We start from the raw sequence: 15417 nt of genomic DNA on the forward strand, positions 1-15417 counted from the left end.
TGACCTCAGGAGTTATTGCGGCCACGGATATCAATGTAGACAGCCACCAGCAGTACCAAACCGTTGACGATAAGTTGGAACGAGGACTCGACATTCATCAGCCCCATCCCGTTATTGAGGCTTTCGAGCAGCAACGCGCCGATAACCGCACCGGCAACCGTTCCTTTCCCGCCAAAGAGGCTGGTTCCGCCGATCACCGCAGAGGCAATAACGGTCAACTCGAGACCGGTGCCGGCAGTCGGAACGGCAACTCCGATGCGTGACACCAAAATCATGCCCGCGACTGCATAGAGGGCACCCATTATGACGAAGACAACGAAGCAATGAAGCTTCACATCGATACCGGCATACTTTGCTGCCGAGAGATTTCCGCCGATAGCATAGAGGCGCCGGCCAAAGGGTGTGCGTGCCATCAGAACCGAAACCAGCACCAAGACACACACAAGCAGAACCACCGGAAGCGGCGCACCGCGGTAGGAAAGCGCGACTACCGAGGCGCCTGCGGCCACAATGAGTATGCCCATGGCAGGCAGCACAACCGAGCCGAGAAGAGGTTCATGCCTGCCTGTCGCAGCGATACGCGCGTTCCGATCAGCGATTCGAACTAAAGCGTATGCCAGAACCAGGATGGCCAGAAAGATCGAGGCCCAAATGCCCGGAACTGCGCCAGCAGCGACGAATGACAGAACTCCGCCGTGTGAAGTCGTGGAACCGCCGGTGATCACCAAAGCAGCGCCCCGGAGAGCAAGTAGGCTTGCCAACGTTACGATAAAGGACGGCACACCCAGCCAGGCAACCCAGACACCGTGCCATGCACCGATGAGCATACCTGCGGCCAAGGTCAGAGGGATAACCACCCACGCGGAATCGGTTAACCCCAAACCACGTGTGGGATCAATAAGTAGCGTGGCGACCATGCCGACGAATGCGACTGCGGAGCCAATCGAGAGATCGATGTAACCCTGCACCATCACCAGAACGATGCCTGACGCGAGGATCGCAGTGAGAGAGACCTGGACCAAGAGCGTCGTCAGGTTCCGGGGCGAAAGAAATAGGCCATCGGTCAGGAGCTGGAAGGCCAGCCATATGACCAGCAAGACGCCTATCAGACTAAGCGCTCGAAGTTGATCAAGCTTACCAAATCGGAAGAGCGATACACGTGCTGGTTTTGGGACCTGTGGTGGCCCGGCTTCGTTGGGTGACGTTGGGCTCATGGCAGTATTCAATTTTTTCTCCGCATCTCACTCGGCCGAAATAAACCGGGCGGCCGCCAAGTAAGCGGCCGCTCCGACATCAGAGTCCAAGGGCGGCCTTGGTAACCCACCATGGATTCTGCTCGGCAAAATCAGCTACGGAAATCGAATGAGGCGCTTGTCCATCCTTTGTCACATTGACGATCGGGCTCTTGAACCAAGGCCAGTCCCCGGCGCCGTTGTTGAGCGTCTCAGGCGCTTGCGGATCTTCCTTCGTCAAGGCGGCGTACAATAGATCGGCGGAATGCTTGCCCATCTCGTCGAACTTGGTCCAGGCTGTCACATAGGCATCGCCGGCAAGTATCAGCTTCAGCATCTCGGGCTCGGCATCTTCCCCGGACACGGGGATTTTGCCGGCCAGACCTTGCGATCTGAGTGCTTCGACGACACCGTAGGCTTGGCAGTCACAATAGGACAGAACGGCCTGGACGTTGTTCTGGGCGGCCGTAAGAGCCTGCTCCACTTGCTTGCGCGAGAGATCACCCGACCAAGCCATCATCCACTGATCTGACACAATCTTGATATCACCGCGGTCCAAAGCAGCCTGGATGGCCCTGTAACCACCCTCCGCCTTTGCACGGGCGATGTCCGTACCTTCATCGCCCTTGTTCACGATCCAATTGCCTTTTGGCGCTGCGGCGAGCATTGCATCGCCCAGCTTCATCCCGAGTTCCACACCGTCTCTGGCTGAAACGCCTGCGAGCTCTACATTCGGGATGATATAATTGTGAGATACAACCGGAACACCTGCAAGATTGCATTGCTGGACACTTGTCACGGCAGCGTCGACGTTCACCGCAACCAGCACAAGACCATCAATCCGTTGGTTGAGAAGATTCTCAACCTGACTTGCCTGCAAAATAGGGTCGTTATTCGAGGATTGGAGAGGCAGGACTTCCATACCCAGTTCTTCCGCACGCTTCACAAAGAAGGCGCCGTCTGCCGCACGCCAGCGCTGCTGATCAAAACTCGGCAGCAACATTGCAACCCTGAAAGGCTTGTTCTGGGCGATAGCCGGAGCAGCCAAGCCACCAGCCAAGGTGCTACCCGCGAGCGCGACCGCACCCTTGAGCAAACGTCTCCGATCAGGCCGAAACATATTTCGCAACGGGTTATTTGAAATGAAACTCGTGGATTTGCTGGATTTATCGTCGTCACGCGTCATTTGTTCTCTCCCTCGATTGACGTGCTAACTGTCCTTCCGCACTACGCTCCCGGTTGTTTGGGCAAGATCTCGTGCATAGCCAAGCATAAGCAACAAACCCAAGCCCTTACCTCGAGTTTCCCGCAATTCGACTACGATGTTACCTGATTCAAAAAGTACTGCTTGGCGGGTCATCCAGAACGAGTGATCGATGGGCTCTCCGCCGAACCGACCGTGAAGTACGAATGCCTCTTTCCCGCCCCAACCCAATGGGACCCGCGAGTACGGGATTTTTGCGGTGGCAAGCTCTTCTGCCAAGGGTAACCACCGTCCTCTTTGCGCTATTTCGAACTCACGCTTCCCGTCGCTCGACGAGACTTTGAGGATGACGGAGTCGCCGACCGACGTCGCAGGCTCCGCCGAAACGATCGCGAAGCCGCGGGGAACCCGACGCGGTCGAGTAAAGTCGATGCGCAAGCGCTTCGAACATTCCGACAAAAGACGTGCTTGAGTCCTGTCGACATCACTCAACGAACTTCTGAGCGGCGCAAGGCAGCTGATGCATGCAGCAACAACGGCCCGCACCATTGCAAATCGCCGGGTTGCAAGCGAGACTATTTCTATCGGGGGCGGTCCGTAGAAATTTTGACGAATACCAGTCTTCATGGCGGAGCCTCACATACTGTCGACAGAACGATACCAGCGACATTAACCCGCGTCAACTACTTAAATCCCTTGCAATTGCCTATCCTTGGGGCATTCTTGATCTTATCTTAAGCGGTTCGGGCATTTTCGGCTTGAACTAGGTCACACATACTGTCGACATTTTGTCTGAAGGTCTGGTTATTGATACTTTTTCGGCTGCGTTCCGCGATGTGGATTGTCGGTCGAATTTGACCCGGGGGGATGCGGACGAAAACTTGGACTACCAAGGAGGTCGTTTATGTCCCACGAAGATAGGGCTCGAGCGGTCGAGCTCTACATCAAGCTCGGCAAGCGTGTAAGGGCGACCATTCTGTAGCCGGGTTTCCGGCAGAGAGCTGGCCCTGCATCCTCAATTCGCTTGACCTGATGGCGCTAACCTATCGCTGGTCCAGCCGGTTCATTTTCCTCGGGCGATCGGGGAAGCCTGGCAAAAGCTCGAACGGACCAGCAAGAAGGGCAGCAAAAAGTGCGGCCGTTTTTCGATCAGCTCTTCCAGACCCAGAGCCGTTCGGTCGGCCAGGACGCGATGACCATGGTTGCCGAAATCGACGACGCGATCGCCGAGACATCGTCCTAGATCGTCGCTTACGGCTATGACACGCCGGTCATCGTGATGTTCGACAAGGATGACGCACGGCTCCGAGATCAGGCAGAGGCAGTCCGGAGGCTCATCCGCGCCGAAGGCTTCGGCGCTCGCATAGAGACCCTCAACGCCAACGGGGCCTATCTCGACAGCCCGCCGGGCAACACCTACACCAACGTCCGCGAACCGCCAATCAATACGCGCAATCTCGCCGATCTCATTCCGGTCAATTCCGACTTGGCGGGCAGCATCGTCGCGCCTTGCCCTTTCTACCCGCCAAACGCTCCGCCGCTGAAGCAGGTCGCCAGCGGCTCGTCTTCCTTCCGGTTGAACCTTCACCTCGACGACGTCGGCCACACGCTGATCTTCGGGCCGACGGGATCGATCCCCTGCTCGGCTCCCTTTAATAGCGACGACCTTTCCGGACATGTCGGAACAGATTTCCGCGGATGTTCGGAAGCGGTCGCTTCATTTTCTGCCCCGTCAGCTGAATAGAACGGGTACTCACCGCGGGCGGGGGCCGAGCGTGTAGCTCATCAGCAGTGCGATAACGAGCAGCACGCCTTGGACGAATCTTTGCGCGTAGTACGGAAAATTGAACATCGTCAGACCGTTGATCAGCGTGGCAACGAAGATCGCGCCGATCAGAGTGCCGAAGGCGTTCGGCTTGTTGGCGCCCAGCACGGCATAGCCAACGAGGGCCGCCGAAACTGCCTGCAGCATGTACGCGTCACCCAAATTCACGTCGCCCCGATTGGAACGCGCCGCTAGCATCACGCCTGCGATCGCCGCCAGCCCGTCGGAAATCAGGTACGCGGCCATGCGATAGCGCGCCACCCGGATACCGGCGGCCGCAGCCGCGATCGGATTGCCGCCGACGGTATAGAATGCTCGGCCCCAGCGCGTGTAGTTGGGCAGCACGATGACAACGACAAAAATGAAGCCGGCCACCAAGACCGAGGCTGGTACACCGAACAGCTTTCTAACTGCCGGATGGCCTATCTCTGCCTGTGTGCTACTCCCGCTTCAGTCTCCGCATATCCAACACCATACCGTGGGGTGCCTCGGTCATCATTGTTGGGGATGAATGAGTTTACTTTTTTAAACTCACCCTGCTTCTCCCTCTGCAACGATGACGTCGAGCGGTTCTGGACGCAGAAAACGCCTAACAATATTGGTGGTCAGCCGTGCGACGTTGTTGTCGTAATTATTGTGAGAAAGGGAGGCGGTGTAGGAGATCGAACCGGCCGCAAATAGTGCGCCGCCTCCGACCAGAGGACTGAGGATAATGTCTGAGCGGATCGCCGCATTTTCTGTGCCTCCAATGCCCGGAACCGTCTCGTAAATTTCCTCTGAAGCGAGCAAATACGCGTCCGAAAAAGGACCCGACGTTGCAAGCAGCAAGGTGCCTGGGGGGGTTCCGAGGACGGGTTGGTAACAATCGATCTCAGTGCCAGCTGCACCGCCGCCCATTATTCCGAAGTCGCCAATACGCTCGTCGGGACCGATGCCTTTGAACGCGAACGCCGCGACTGGATTATGGCTGTCTTCCAGCCGTTCGTAGTAAGTGCTGCGATCCATGCCCTGGGCCGTGAATCCAACACCAAGCAGGCGTTGAGGTGGTAGTCCCTTGTTGCGCCACAGGCCTGCGCTTTCACCCGATGTGGTATGGCGCCTTTCGCCGAATGCGGACTGGTGCGGGCGGGTACCGCCGTCAGAGCGCCTGAGTTCCATGATCGAGCGGTCCTCAGGATCAAACGACACCGTCGCGAAGAAGCCGTTGCCGCCCAGATACATAAGCCGGCCGCCGTGACGCGTGAATTCGTCGATCGCCAAGATTTCGTTGCGCGACACGTATTCGGGATGGCTGCCGGTAATCAGAACCTTGTAGTCTTTCAGCAGGTCATACCCTTCAAGATCGAGATCTTCATCGGTGATGGGGTCATAATCGAGCTCCAGGGCTTCCAACCAATGGGCAATACAGAGGTCCGCGGGCAGCCCCCAAACGCCATCCGCTTGAGGCCAACCGCGATGCTTCGGCTGAAGTGTCAGAATCGGATGATGAAGGCCGCTGAAAACGACGCCACTGCCATCATTGTGAACTTCGTAGCAGCAACGCCCGAATTCCGGATGATCCTGCAAGATCAAGTCTATGGGATTGACTACGGGTGTGTGGCCGACAAGGGCCTCGGCGCCGTTTGCCTCGAATGGAATCCTGTCATTTGAGTAAGCAAGGTAAGTCGCTGTAGAGAAAAGGATCGCTATTTTCGCTTTCTTTTCGCCTGCACGCACGAAAAAAGGAACGTAATATTCCGCAGATCCGCTCGTCAGTTTCGCAGCATACACGCCACTCCGACAATCTTTCGGAATCTCGAGCGTGAATGCAACCGGCCAATTTGCATCGGTGATGTCATCATCATGAAAATGGATGGCATCGTATTCATCCGGCGCCAGACGGAAGTCGTCTACCAGACCCGTAAACCGATGCCCTGTCACGCCGCGCAGTGGGTTGTTGTAGCAGCGCCCGTGAAGCTTATTGGACGATTTGTCTACAACCTCTTGAAGCAAAAGATTGTCGGCACGCGTGCTGCGTCCCAAATGCCAGGCTGCGACCACATCGTCAGAGTCGCTGCGCGAAATCTTGATCCCGCCAATTTTCCCGTTGAAGACACTTGCAGCCAGAACGCGGTCATCCTCGCGTCGAGCCAGCGCCCCGATCCTGAACGAAAACTCGCTCGCAGACCACTTTCCCGAAATCGAGGCGGACTCTGATTGCGCCGCAAGTCCCGTAGCCTGACTCGAGCATTGGTTCATGATGTTCGAAATGGGCGTCTGGTCGAGGTAGACCTTCCCCTCAATGGCTACGATCCGAACCGTCAGCCGATACCATTGGTTCGCTTCAAGGCCTGTCGAGAGCGAGAGCCTTTTGGTGCTTGTGCCGTCGTTCCACACGAAGGCCGGTTTGCCGTCGTCCAAAATAAGCGCGTAACCAGTTTGTGTCGCCTCTGACCAGTTGCCAAGAATAGCCTGATGAGTGGCTCCACTGCCAAAGGAGTTCTGCGTGACCTGGTAGGCTCCAAAGTTTCCGGAACGAGTTCCCTTGGGCAGGGTCGGGAACACATGCGCCTCGATCACAAACCCATCTGGAGTGCTCAGAATTCCATTCTCGTCGTTGACTTCCATGTATGAGCCGGGCTGGCAGGAATACCGCTTGCCTTCATAGCTGCCGTTGATTTCGGAAACACATTCCGTTTCAAGGAAACCTGGACCGGCTGAGCCCGTAAAGGCATGTCCAAGTCGGACAAGGGTTGCATCGTATCTGTCCAGGTTTTCGCAGCTGACGTGAAAGGAGACAGTCTCGCCCGGCCGTGTAGCGATCCGGTCGGAATAACCGAAGATTTGTTGTGAACTGTGTGTCATGCCTCAGCGCCTTTTTCTGCTTTGCCCGCTACATCGCTAGTGCCGGAGATCGCGAAGAAAGCGTCTCTACGCATCGAAAAAATTGCTCGCATAGCGTCTTCAAAGCTGCTGAAAGTTTCGGGCAAGTGAAAGATGTTTCCGGGTGCACCTACTTCGATCCTGCCGATTCCCCAGGGACCGTCCGCGCCTAGCGAAACGACAACCTCTTTACCGGCGACGCTAGCATTTCCGAACGCGCGAGCCACTCTAGCGGTACTGTCGTCGTGCGGCCCCAGCGGTGATTTCTGGTACGCGGCAAAAACCTCATCAGTGAAGATTTCGCGAAGACGAGCGTGGTAACGGCGATGGAATATCCCGCTAAGTTCATTCATCCGGTGCTCACTAGTGCGCATCGTCATACCTCACCAAAACAAAAAATGAAAATACGATTGCTGACGTCGTGTTTGATAAGCATCGGTCCCATGAGTATTTCTTCCTATTCCAAACAGTGCGGCGGACAGACGACAGATGTTAACCTCGGGTTTTGAGCGGGAAGACTATCATCTCGCTCAATGTAGGGGCGCGGTGCACAAGCGTATATCATCACAGTGAACAGCGATTTTTCTGAGGATGCACAGGCCATCGGCTGGCGTTCCAGAACTTTCATGGGGACCTACATGGGCGAACGGTCAGGTGGAGCGGATGAACCGCACCATCAAGGACGCGACCGTCAATCGCTTCCGCTACGACAGCCACGATCAACTGCGGCGGCACCTTCGAGATTCTATTGATGCCCACAACTTCGGCCGCAGCCTCAAGACCCTCAAGGGCCTCACGCCACACGAGATTATCTGCAAGCGGTGGACTTCAAAGCCGGATCGATTCATCATCGAACCCATCCATGAAATGCCGGGACTGAACATCCAGCTCTAGCAGGCTGCTGAAAATCGCGTTGCGTTGTCGCCATGGCTGTCGGTGGGTTTGATTTTTTTGTGGATCGGCGGCCAATCTGGGCTGCTGACGGGGATTTGGCTGGTCATTTTGGCTTATTGCCCTCCCTCAAGACACACTTCGCCCGTCGATCCGAGTAATTTGGGCAGGCGGATGCGCCACAGGTCGATCTGCTGGCATTGTCCGAATTGAAGAGGCTGGTCACCGCTGTCGCTGCTCCGCCACACTCCAGACGCGATGATGGATTCGCACGGGAGAGAGTCGATGAAGCAGCACGCCGCGCCCGCGTTGAACTCGGGCAGACAGATGAGCCTAATATTCGAACCCAGCCGGATAGACGGGATGAACGAAACGGAACGGATGAAAGTCGTTCTGACGCTTGCCCGGATTCTGATGCAGGCCGCCGGCATCCGCATAGAGGAGCTTGCCGATGACAAGCGCTGATCTTCCGGCGACCGTGCTTCAGCGCAAGGCGGTCGTCTATGTACGCCAGTCGTCGCAATCCCAGGTCATGACCAACCTGGAAAGCCAGCGGCGCCAATATGATCTGGTCGACATCGCACGCAGCTACGGCTTTGTCGACATCGAGGTCATAGATGACGATCTCGGGCGGTCGGCGAGCGGAACGGTAGCGCGGCCTGGTTTCGACCGCCTGGTCGCCTGGCTCTGCGCCGGAAAGGTCGGGGCCGTCCTATGCTTCGATGCGTCGCGGCTCGCGCGCAACGGGCGCGACTGGCATCATTTGCTCGAGCTATGCGGGCTTGTCGAAGCCCGTGTCATCGATCATGACGGGGTGTACGACGCTTGCCACCCCAATGATCGCCTGCTCCTTGGCATGAAAGGCAGTATCAGCGAGTTCGAGTTGGGTGTGTTGCGGGCAAGAATGCTCGATGCTGCCAGGTCGAAGGCACACCGCGGCGAACTGCGGTTGTCGGTTCCGTTCGGTTATGTATGGCATCGCGAGGCAGGCCTAGGACTTGATCCCGATATTCGTCTGCAAGAGGTGATCCGGCTTATCTACGCCCGCTTTCGCGAGCTTGGCAGTGCCCGTCAGGTGTTGTTGTCGATGCAGGCCGAGCAAATCCACTTCCCACGACCTGCTGACGAAGGCCGCATGACGAACTGCATCTGGCAGCCGATACGCTACCGTAATGTGATCAGCGTGCTCAAAAATCCATTCTATGCGGGCGTTTATGTATATGGCAAAAGTGAGAAGCGCACCTCGATTGTTGAGGGGCGAGCGCGGCGGACCTACGGACATTACAAGCCGGCGGGCACCTGGGAGGTGATGATCAAGGATCATCACGAGGGTTACATCGCTTGGGAGGAGTTTGAGCGCAACCAGAAGCAGTTGGCGCTCAATGCCTACGGTCGCCAGGATGGCGCAAAGTCAGGCCGCGGGGGCAAGGCGCTCTTATCAAGTCTTCTGACGTGCGCCCGTTGCGGCCAACGTCTGAGTGTTTGCTATAGGGGCGGTCCGATCAGCCAACCGGTCTACCGCTGCGATAAGGGTAGCCTGGCTGGGCAGCCTCGTTGTATGACCTTCGGTGCTCCGAAGATCGACACGGCGGTGGCACGGGAGCTGTTACGAGCGGTAGAGCCCTTGGCGATCGAAGCCGCGGTCGAGGCGGAGCGGATGCACCGGAAACAAGTTGACGATCAGCGCCAGATCATTGATCTGGAACTCCAGCAGGCCCGCTACGAAGCCGGTCTTGCCGAGCGGCGTTACGCGGCATGTGATCCCGATAATCGTCTGATTGCCGCACAGTTGGAGAAAAACTGGGAGATCGCGCTGCGCCGCGTGCGTGATCTGGAGACGCGCCAATCCACCAAAGAAGACCCGACGACCATTGCGATTGATCCAGGTGCTTTCGCCAATCTCGCGGAAAATCTCTCAGCAGCCTGGAATGCTCCTGATGTGACGATGCGTGCCCGCCAACAGCTTCTTCGAACGCTGATTGCCGACATCATCGTCGATGTCGACGAAGCCGTTCGTGATGTCGTGCTGACGATCCATTGGCGGGGTGGCCAGCACTCGGAACTACGTGTCCGTAAGCCGCAATCCGGTGAACACGGCAGCGCGACAGCCGAAGATGCACTAGAAGTTATCCGCAGCATGGCCGGCCGCTGGTCCGACGAGCATATCGCCGCCACACTCAACCGAATGGGCTTTCCCACTGGCCAGGGAAAGACCTGGACAGCCCATCGGGTCCGGTCTGTGCGTTACGTGCGTGGTATCGATGCCTACCGTTCAGCCGACAAGAATGGCGAATGGCTGACACAGGCAGAGGTCGCCAAAGCGTTGGGTGTCTCAAACTATATGGTACGACGCCTCGTTTCCACCGGCGTTCTTCCTGCGGTTCAGGTTGTTCCGCGAGCGCCCTATCAAATCCGGGCCGCCGACCTGACATCCGAGCCGGTCAGAGCGGCGATCGCCCGGAAAGGCCGCCCGTTGCGCGATGTTGACGCGGACACGCTTCCAATGTTTACATACACTTAACGAGGTAGCGCATAATGAAACACGTCTCGCAAGTGGACGCATGGCTCGTTCAGCTATGTTGTTATCGATTTCGACACGGCCATCGTCGATGTAAACGCTCAAGGCTGCCCATCGAGAGAGGGCATATCGCATTGCCTCGGCCAGCTTCTGCTTCTGTGGCAGCGTCGAAAGCGTAGCCTCGATCCAGACCTTCAGCTCTCCCAGTATGGGCTTGGCATGTTGTTGGCGCAGTTTGCGTCGCTCGTCGGCAGGCATTCCGCGGATGCGATCCTCGATATCGTAGAGCGCACCGACGCGCGACAGTGCCTCGTCGGCGATCGGAGACGGCTTCAGTTTGATCACATCGTGGAACTTGCGGCGCACATGCGCCATGCAGGCGGCCTCGATGATCTGGTTGCCGTAGAGCTTCTTGTAACCCCCATAGCCGTCGGCATGCATCACACCGCTGAAGTTTGCGAGATGGTCAGCCGGATGCACGCCCTTGCGGTCGGGGCTATAGTAGTAGGCGATGGCGCCAGGGGTGGGATCTTGATAACCGCTGCCATCGAAGACATAGACCCAAACCCTGCCGGTTTTCGTCTTCCCGCGCCCAGGGTCGAGAACATCGACCGGGGTATCGTCCGTATGTATTCGGTCAAGCGCGGCGATGTGCGCCCTGATAGCCAAGACGAGCGGCGCAAGCAGAACGGACACGCGGCCAACCCAGTCCGCCATGACAGAGCGGGAGATGTCTATTCCCAGCCGGTCGTACATCTCGGATAGGCGGTAGAGAGGGATGTGATCGTCGAATTTGGCGACCATGATATGGGCGAGTAATCCCGGTCCGGGCTTGCCACGCTCGATCGGCAAAGTCGGCATTTCGCCTGCCACCGTCGTGTCGCACTCCCTGCAGATCATGCGCTTTTCGACATGGCGGACAATCTTGACGGACGCTGGCACGTGCTCCAACACCTGGACCACCCTGTCGGCGGCCTTCAGGAACGATGTGCCACCACAGGTCGGGCAATTGCAGGGCGCCGCATAGACCAGTTCTTCAGTTGGAAGACCATCGGGCAATGGCTTGCGCTTCGGCTTGTCCGGCGCGTCGTCCAACTCCGGCAGAGGAGCTTTCCCGGAGCGCATCTCAGCCTCGGCACGGGAGGCCTCGATCTCCTCAAGCATCAGCTCAAATTGCTCGATCTTCCGGTCGATCTTTTCCGAAGAAGCGCCATGCTGCCGATGTCGAAGCAGTTCCAACTGCGCGCGCAGAAGCCCGATAATGGAGTCGCGCTTGCTGACTTCGGCTTCTTGGCTCTCAAGTTTCGACGCCTGTTCAGCGACGAGCGCGCGCAAAACGGATAGCTCGTCCTGTCTGTCCAGCGGCGTCGTTTCCATACCCGCATACATAGCCGATTTGCGTCTGACACGCTAGCATTTTACCCAGGATGTCCTTGCAAAATATAGCTTTTAGCCCGTTCGGCCGGGAGCTGAAGTCCATGCCGGTCGGCGCCAATCGATCCCCTCGCACGATGGCTCATGTTAATGCCCCTCCTGGTGAGGCTGACAGATTCTGAGATCGATGGAGCTGATCGTGTGGTTTCGTAGGTTTCGGACACCCTCAAGGACCTCCTCGACGTCGTTGAAGACGTATGCGCCGTTGGGTTGCCGATTCACCAGAAGGCGCTTTTTCCTGATTTGCACATAGAGCCAGTTTGCGGGAATTCTGAGCTTAGCGGCGAGTTCAGGTGCTGATAGGCTGCCGATTTCATGGTGCCATCTGACGTTTCGCTGGCTCACCTCGATCTCTGCCGAATGGCGTATTCTTTGCGCGGTGATGGGTAGGACCTTATCCCTGCATGTGGGGGAGCGGTGGCCTTCTTGGGTGAGGATGGCAGCGATCTCGTCATCATACATGCCGCCGCGCGCCAAGGCGATCACTCGATCGCGCATCTCGGCTCCTCGTGTGAGTTTGACAACGCTGTTGACCCTCATCTTGACGTCGAGGCTTGTGACAGCTCCGCCGCGCCATACGATGCGGGCGACGGTGACGTCGTGGTGGCCACGATCGAGCACGACCTTATCGACGAGGCAGCGCAACAACGCCTTGCGCTGAGCATCGGAAGTGGCGGGGTTGGTCCAGATTTGCGGAAGGCGTCCTGCAAGGCTGACTACCTTTCCATAGAGCGCCTTCCCGATCCCGAGCTGTGCGACCACCGGTCCGGTAGAAGCTTGTCGTAAGAGTGCCTCCTCGGCTTCGCGAAGCTCGATCAGTGCCGCCTCCCAGCGGCGTTCGAGTTCAGCGGCAACCAAGCGATTATCAGGGTCGACCCGGTTGAATTGCCTCTCGGCCAGCGCGGCGGAATATCGCTTTCGCTCAACCTCGCGCTCGGTGCTGGTGCGCAGTGCCGTATCCACTTGGACCTGGGCACGGCGGGCTTTCGACAGCGCATCGAGCTCGGCCGGCGCCAGTGCGATCAGGAATGCGGCCGCCACGGCCTCATCCACGTATGCCGCTCGAACATGTTGGCAAGTCGGCAGGCCTTCGTTGGTGTGGAGATGATTGCAAACATACTCGCCACCGCCCTTGTAGCGGACGAACATCTTGTATCCACATCGCCCACACCAGACGATGCCGTGCAACAGAAGGTCGCCATCGCGAGGTGCGCCTCTGGTCTTGATGCGCATGTATTCGGCCCGATTGTCCCTTATGACGGCTCTGATCTTCTCATAGGTTGGCCAGTCGATATAGGCAGGATAGCGGTCTTTAACGACAATTCGCCACTCTTCCATCGGTCGTGGCGCCTTCATCTTTTGCGCCCCGTCGCGGGCCGCTTCACGGATACGGGTCCGTCCATAGACAAAGGCACCTGCGTAGGCAGGATTCTTGAGGACCGACAGCACCGACGACACCGTCGCGCCTGTCCAGCGCAAATCGCCGTGACGATCCCGGCGCGGCAAATCCAGGTTACGCTCGTTAAGCACGCGCATGACCTTGGCGGCGGTGCGGAACCTTATGAACATGTCGAACACCAGCATGAGGCGGTCCTGAACCGCCATATCGGGGTCCTTGACGACGACACCGCTCGGGTCTCGCACCAGGCCGATGGGCAGGCTCACTTCAAGCTCGCCACGCTCGGCCTTTGCAAGCAGGCCGGCGGTCAATCGACTGCGAATGGTATGCAGTTCAAGCTCCGATATTGTACCCTTCAAACCGAGGAGCAGACGGCCATTGGCGCTGCCGGGATCGTAGACGCCGTCCCGATCCGCAATAAGGCAGCCGCGCAGGCCGCAAATGTCCAGGAGCGGATACCAATCCGAGCAGTTGCGCGCCAGTCGAGTTACGTCAATTGACAGGATCAACCCCACTTCGCTGAGGCCGACCCGTCCCACAAGCTCCTTGAAGCCTCCGCGTGCCGAAGCGGACGCGCCGCTCAGGCCGAGGTCAGCATCAATCACATCGATATCGGCCTCATGCCATCCGAGTTCGCGGGCGCGCTCGCGAAGAGCATATTGGAGCCGCAAGCTCTCCTGATTGCTGACCACCTGGTGGGGTGTTGATTGCCGAACGTAAACCACGGCCTTGCGCGCCAAGTGGGTCGGCTTGACCAGCTCGGACTTCATGGCAAATCTCCGCCAGAACCGCCGCGACCTCGTCGACAATTTGACGCCGCAGAACCAGTGGCAACGTCGCCCAAAGGTCGTGTGGATCCGTGTTCATGGCCTTCGAGACATTCTACAGCCGATATGAGTTCCTGAAGAGCCTCTATGCTAAGTTTAACATGATTCGCATTTGCGTCATATGGTTGCGTGACGAGCACTGGTATCAATAGACTTCTTCCCGTTCCATATTCCACCTCGTACGAGGCAGATGAAGTCCCGTCGCGAGACGCGACGCGCCTAAGGACCCGGAACAACTGGCCATGAAGGGGATGACGCGGATCGTGAACCTGGACGACCTCACTTGAGGATTCATCGGACTCGCTGCAGGGGATATTCCTGAGACCCTTCGACGAGCATCGAAAGCTGCGCCTGCGTCAGGTGCGCAACCCCATCTTTCGCCGTCGGCCAGGGAAAGTATCCGCGCTCCAAAATTTTGTAAAACAGGCAGAACCCTTGGCCATCCCACCATAGAAGTTTGACCCGGTCGGCGCGTTTCCCGCGGAAGCCAAAGACAGCGCCGGAGCCTGGCGCCTCCTTGATCGCCGTCTCAACGAGCGCCGACAGTCCATCAATGCCACGCCGCATGTCCGTCACCCCGCAGGCCAGATAGACCCGCACATTCCCCGAAGGCCCGATCATGCCGCCTCCACACAAGCGACCAGCGACGACAGCACCTCGAGATCCATGTCCGCTGCAACTCTCAGCAAGCGGCCATTCCTCAGGACGATTTCAACGTCTTTGCATCTCGAGCGAGCACCGCTCCTTTTGGAACCGTCACTCACGCTCTCCGACGCACCGATCAGCGAAACGGGGATGAACGATGCGGTCTCCGGAGACGTCAATTCGGGTGACGAGAACTTCTTTCGCCATGCGTATATCTGCTGCGGAAGAATGTCGTGCCGGCGCGCTACAGCCGAAACACTGCCATCCGCGCTGAATGCTTCCTGCAATATCGAAAGCTTCAATTCTGTCGACCATCGATGTTGTCGCTCGGCACCCGTCAGGATCTCAACCTTGGCCATTCATATCCTGTTACGTCACAAATGAATCATCTGTGACGTAATTTGCGCTAACCCGGTTAATTCACGGCACTGTCAGTCGGCGGTGTTTTGGCTGATGGCTGGCTCAACGTAAGGATATTGCCGACGTGGTCCATCGCTCGTCCGCAGGGAGCGGATGGGCGCGGCAGGTCGGGGTTGGGCGGCTGGGGTTTCGGGGTTCGGTCTCAAGGGCGTTTGCGCCC

Annotated in this window: 10 protein-coding genes and 3 pseudogenes; 4 read left to right on the plus strand and 9 right to left on the minus strand. The window is 57.8% G+C overall.

Annotation, left to right across the window (positions count from 1 at the left end):
• Window positions 1-5 precede the first annotated feature (5 nt).
• Both AC2YI2_RS31590 and AC2YI2_RS31595 read right to left on the minus strand, forming a co-directional pair.
• Window positions 6-1226, minus strand: a complete 1221-nt coding sequence (locus AC2YI2_RS31590; RefSeq protein WP_487390512.1) for a sugar ABC transporter permease — start codon at window positions 1224-1226, stop codon at window positions 6-8.
• 67 nt (window positions 1227-1293) lie between these two features.
• Window positions 1294-2418: a substrate-binding domain-containing protein gene (locus AC2YI2_RS31595; protein WP_487390513.1), complete on the minus strand. Its 1125-nt coding sequence runs from the start codon at window positions 2416-2418 to the stop codon at window positions 1294-1296.
• Between the two features lie 993 nt (window positions 2419-3411).
• Between AC2YI2_RS31595 and AC2YI2_RS31600 the strand changes: the two are divergent.
• Window positions 3412-4069, plus strand: a pseudogene (locus AC2YI2_RS31600) (VirB4 family type IV secretion/conjugal transfer ATPase); the annotation flags it as partial.
• Window positions 4070-4189: 120 nt separating this feature from the next.
• Here AC2YI2_RS31600 and AC2YI2_RS31605 read toward each other — a convergent pair.
• The 3 genes from AC2YI2_RS31605 to AC2YI2_RS31615 form a co-directional block, all read right to left on the minus strand.
• Window positions 4190-4636: an ABC transporter permease subunit gene (locus AC2YI2_RS31605; protein WP_487390572.1), complete on the minus strand. Its 447-nt coding sequence runs from the start codon at window positions 4634-4636 to the stop codon at window positions 4190-4192.
• A 156-nt stretch (window positions 4637-4792) separates the two neighbouring features.
• The gene (locus AC2YI2_RS31610; protein ID WP_487390514.1) at window positions 4793-7105 is read right to left on the minus strand and encodes a N,N-dimethylformamidase beta subunit family domain-containing protein; all 2313 of its coding nucleotides are present in this window, start codon (window positions 7103-7105) and stop codon (window positions 4793-4795) included.
• Window positions 7102-7476: a N,N-dimethylformamidase alpha subunit family protein gene (locus tag AC2YI2_RS31615; protein WP_487390515.1), complete on the minus strand. Its 375-nt coding sequence runs from the start codon at window positions 7474-7476 to the stop codon at window positions 7102-7104. Before AC2YI2_RS31615 ends, AC2YI2_RS31610 begins: the two co-directional genes overlap by 4 nt.
• A gap of 286 nt (window positions 7477-7762) precedes the next feature.
• On the opposite strand from AC2YI2_RS31615, the pseudogene AC2YI2_RS31620 reads away from it, so the two are divergent.
• The 3 genes and pseudogenes from AC2YI2_RS31620 to AC2YI2_RS31630 all read left to right on the plus strand — a co-directional run.
• Window positions 7763-8017, plus strand: a pseudogene (locus AC2YI2_RS31620) (integrase core domain-containing protein); the annotation flags it as partial.
• 282 nt (window positions 8018-8299) lie between these two features.
• On the plus strand, window positions 8300-8479 hold the full coding sequence (locus AC2YI2_RS31625; protein WP_487390516.1) for a hypothetical protein: 180 nt from the start codon (window positions 8300-8302) through the stop codon (window positions 8477-8479).
• Entirely contained in the window at window positions 8466-10535 is a 2070-nt protein-coding gene (locus AC2YI2_RS31630; protein ID WP_487390517.1) for a recombinase family protein, read from the plus strand. The genes AC2YI2_RS31625 and AC2YI2_RS31630 overlap by 14 nt, the downstream gene beginning before the upstream one ends.
• 12 nt (window positions 10536-10547) lie before the next feature.
• On the opposite strand, the pseudogene tnpC reads toward AC2YI2_RS31630, so the two are convergent.
• The 4 genes and pseudogenes from tnpC to tnpA all read right to left on the minus strand — a co-directional run.
• Window positions 10548-11921, minus strand: a pseudogene (tnpC, locus tag AC2YI2_RS31635) (IS66 family transposase); the annotation flags it as partial.
• Window positions 11922-12053: 132 nt separating this feature from the next.
• Entirely contained in the window at window positions 12054-14135 is a 2082-nt protein-coding gene (locus tag AC2YI2_RS31640; protein WP_487390518.1) for a recombinase family protein, read from the minus strand.
• A gap of 348 nt (window positions 14136-14483) precedes the next feature.
• On the minus strand, window positions 14484-14813 hold the full coding sequence (gene tnpB / locus AC2YI2_RS31645) for an IS66 family insertion sequence element accessory protein TnpB (RefSeq protein WP_487390519.1): 330 nt from the start codon (window positions 14811-14813) through the stop codon (window positions 14484-14486).
• A complete protein-coding gene (gene tnpA, locus AC2YI2_RS31650) occupies window positions 14810-15196 on the minus strand; it encodes an IS66-like element accessory protein TnpA (RefSeq protein ID WP_487390520.1) in 387 nt (128 codons plus the stop codon). Before tnpA ends, tnpB begins: the two co-directional genes overlap by 4 nt.
• Window positions 15197-15417: the final 221 nt, after the last annotated feature.

It is taken from the genome of Rhizobium sp. SRI_017 (assembly GCF_057586295.1).

Coding starts and splice junctions, on each gene's coding strand:
- AC2YI2_RS31630 (WP_487390517.1), top strand. CDS start 8,466: ATGACAAGCGCTGATCTTCCGGCGACCGTGCTTCAGCGCAAGGCGGTC.
- AC2YI2_RS31640 (WP_487390518.1), bottom strand. CDS start 14,135: ATGAAGTCCGAGCTGGTCAAGCCGACCCACTTGGCGCGCAAGGCCGTG.
- AC2YI2_RS31595 (WP_487390513.1), bottom strand. CDS start 2,418: ATGACGCGTGACGACGATAAATCCAGCAAATCCACGAGTTTCATTTCA.
- AC2YI2_RS31625 (WP_487390516.1), top strand. CDS start 8,300: ATGAAGCAGCACGCCGCGCCCGCGTTGAACTCGGGCAGACAGATGAGC.
- tnpB (WP_487390519.1), bottom strand. CDS start 14,813: ATGATCGGGCCTTCGGGGAATGTGCGGGTCTATCTGGCCTGCGGGGTG.
- AC2YI2_RS31610 (WP_487390514.1), bottom strand. CDS start 7,105: ATGACACACAGTTCACAACAAATCTTCGGTTATTCCGACCGGATCGCT.
- AC2YI2_RS31615 (WP_487390515.1), bottom strand. CDS start 7,476: ATGAATGAACTTAGCGGGATATTCCATCGCCGTTACCACGCTCGTCTT.
- tnpA (WP_487390520.1), bottom strand. CDS start 15,196: ATGGCCAAGGTTGAGATCCTGACGGGTGCCGAGCGACAACATCGATGG.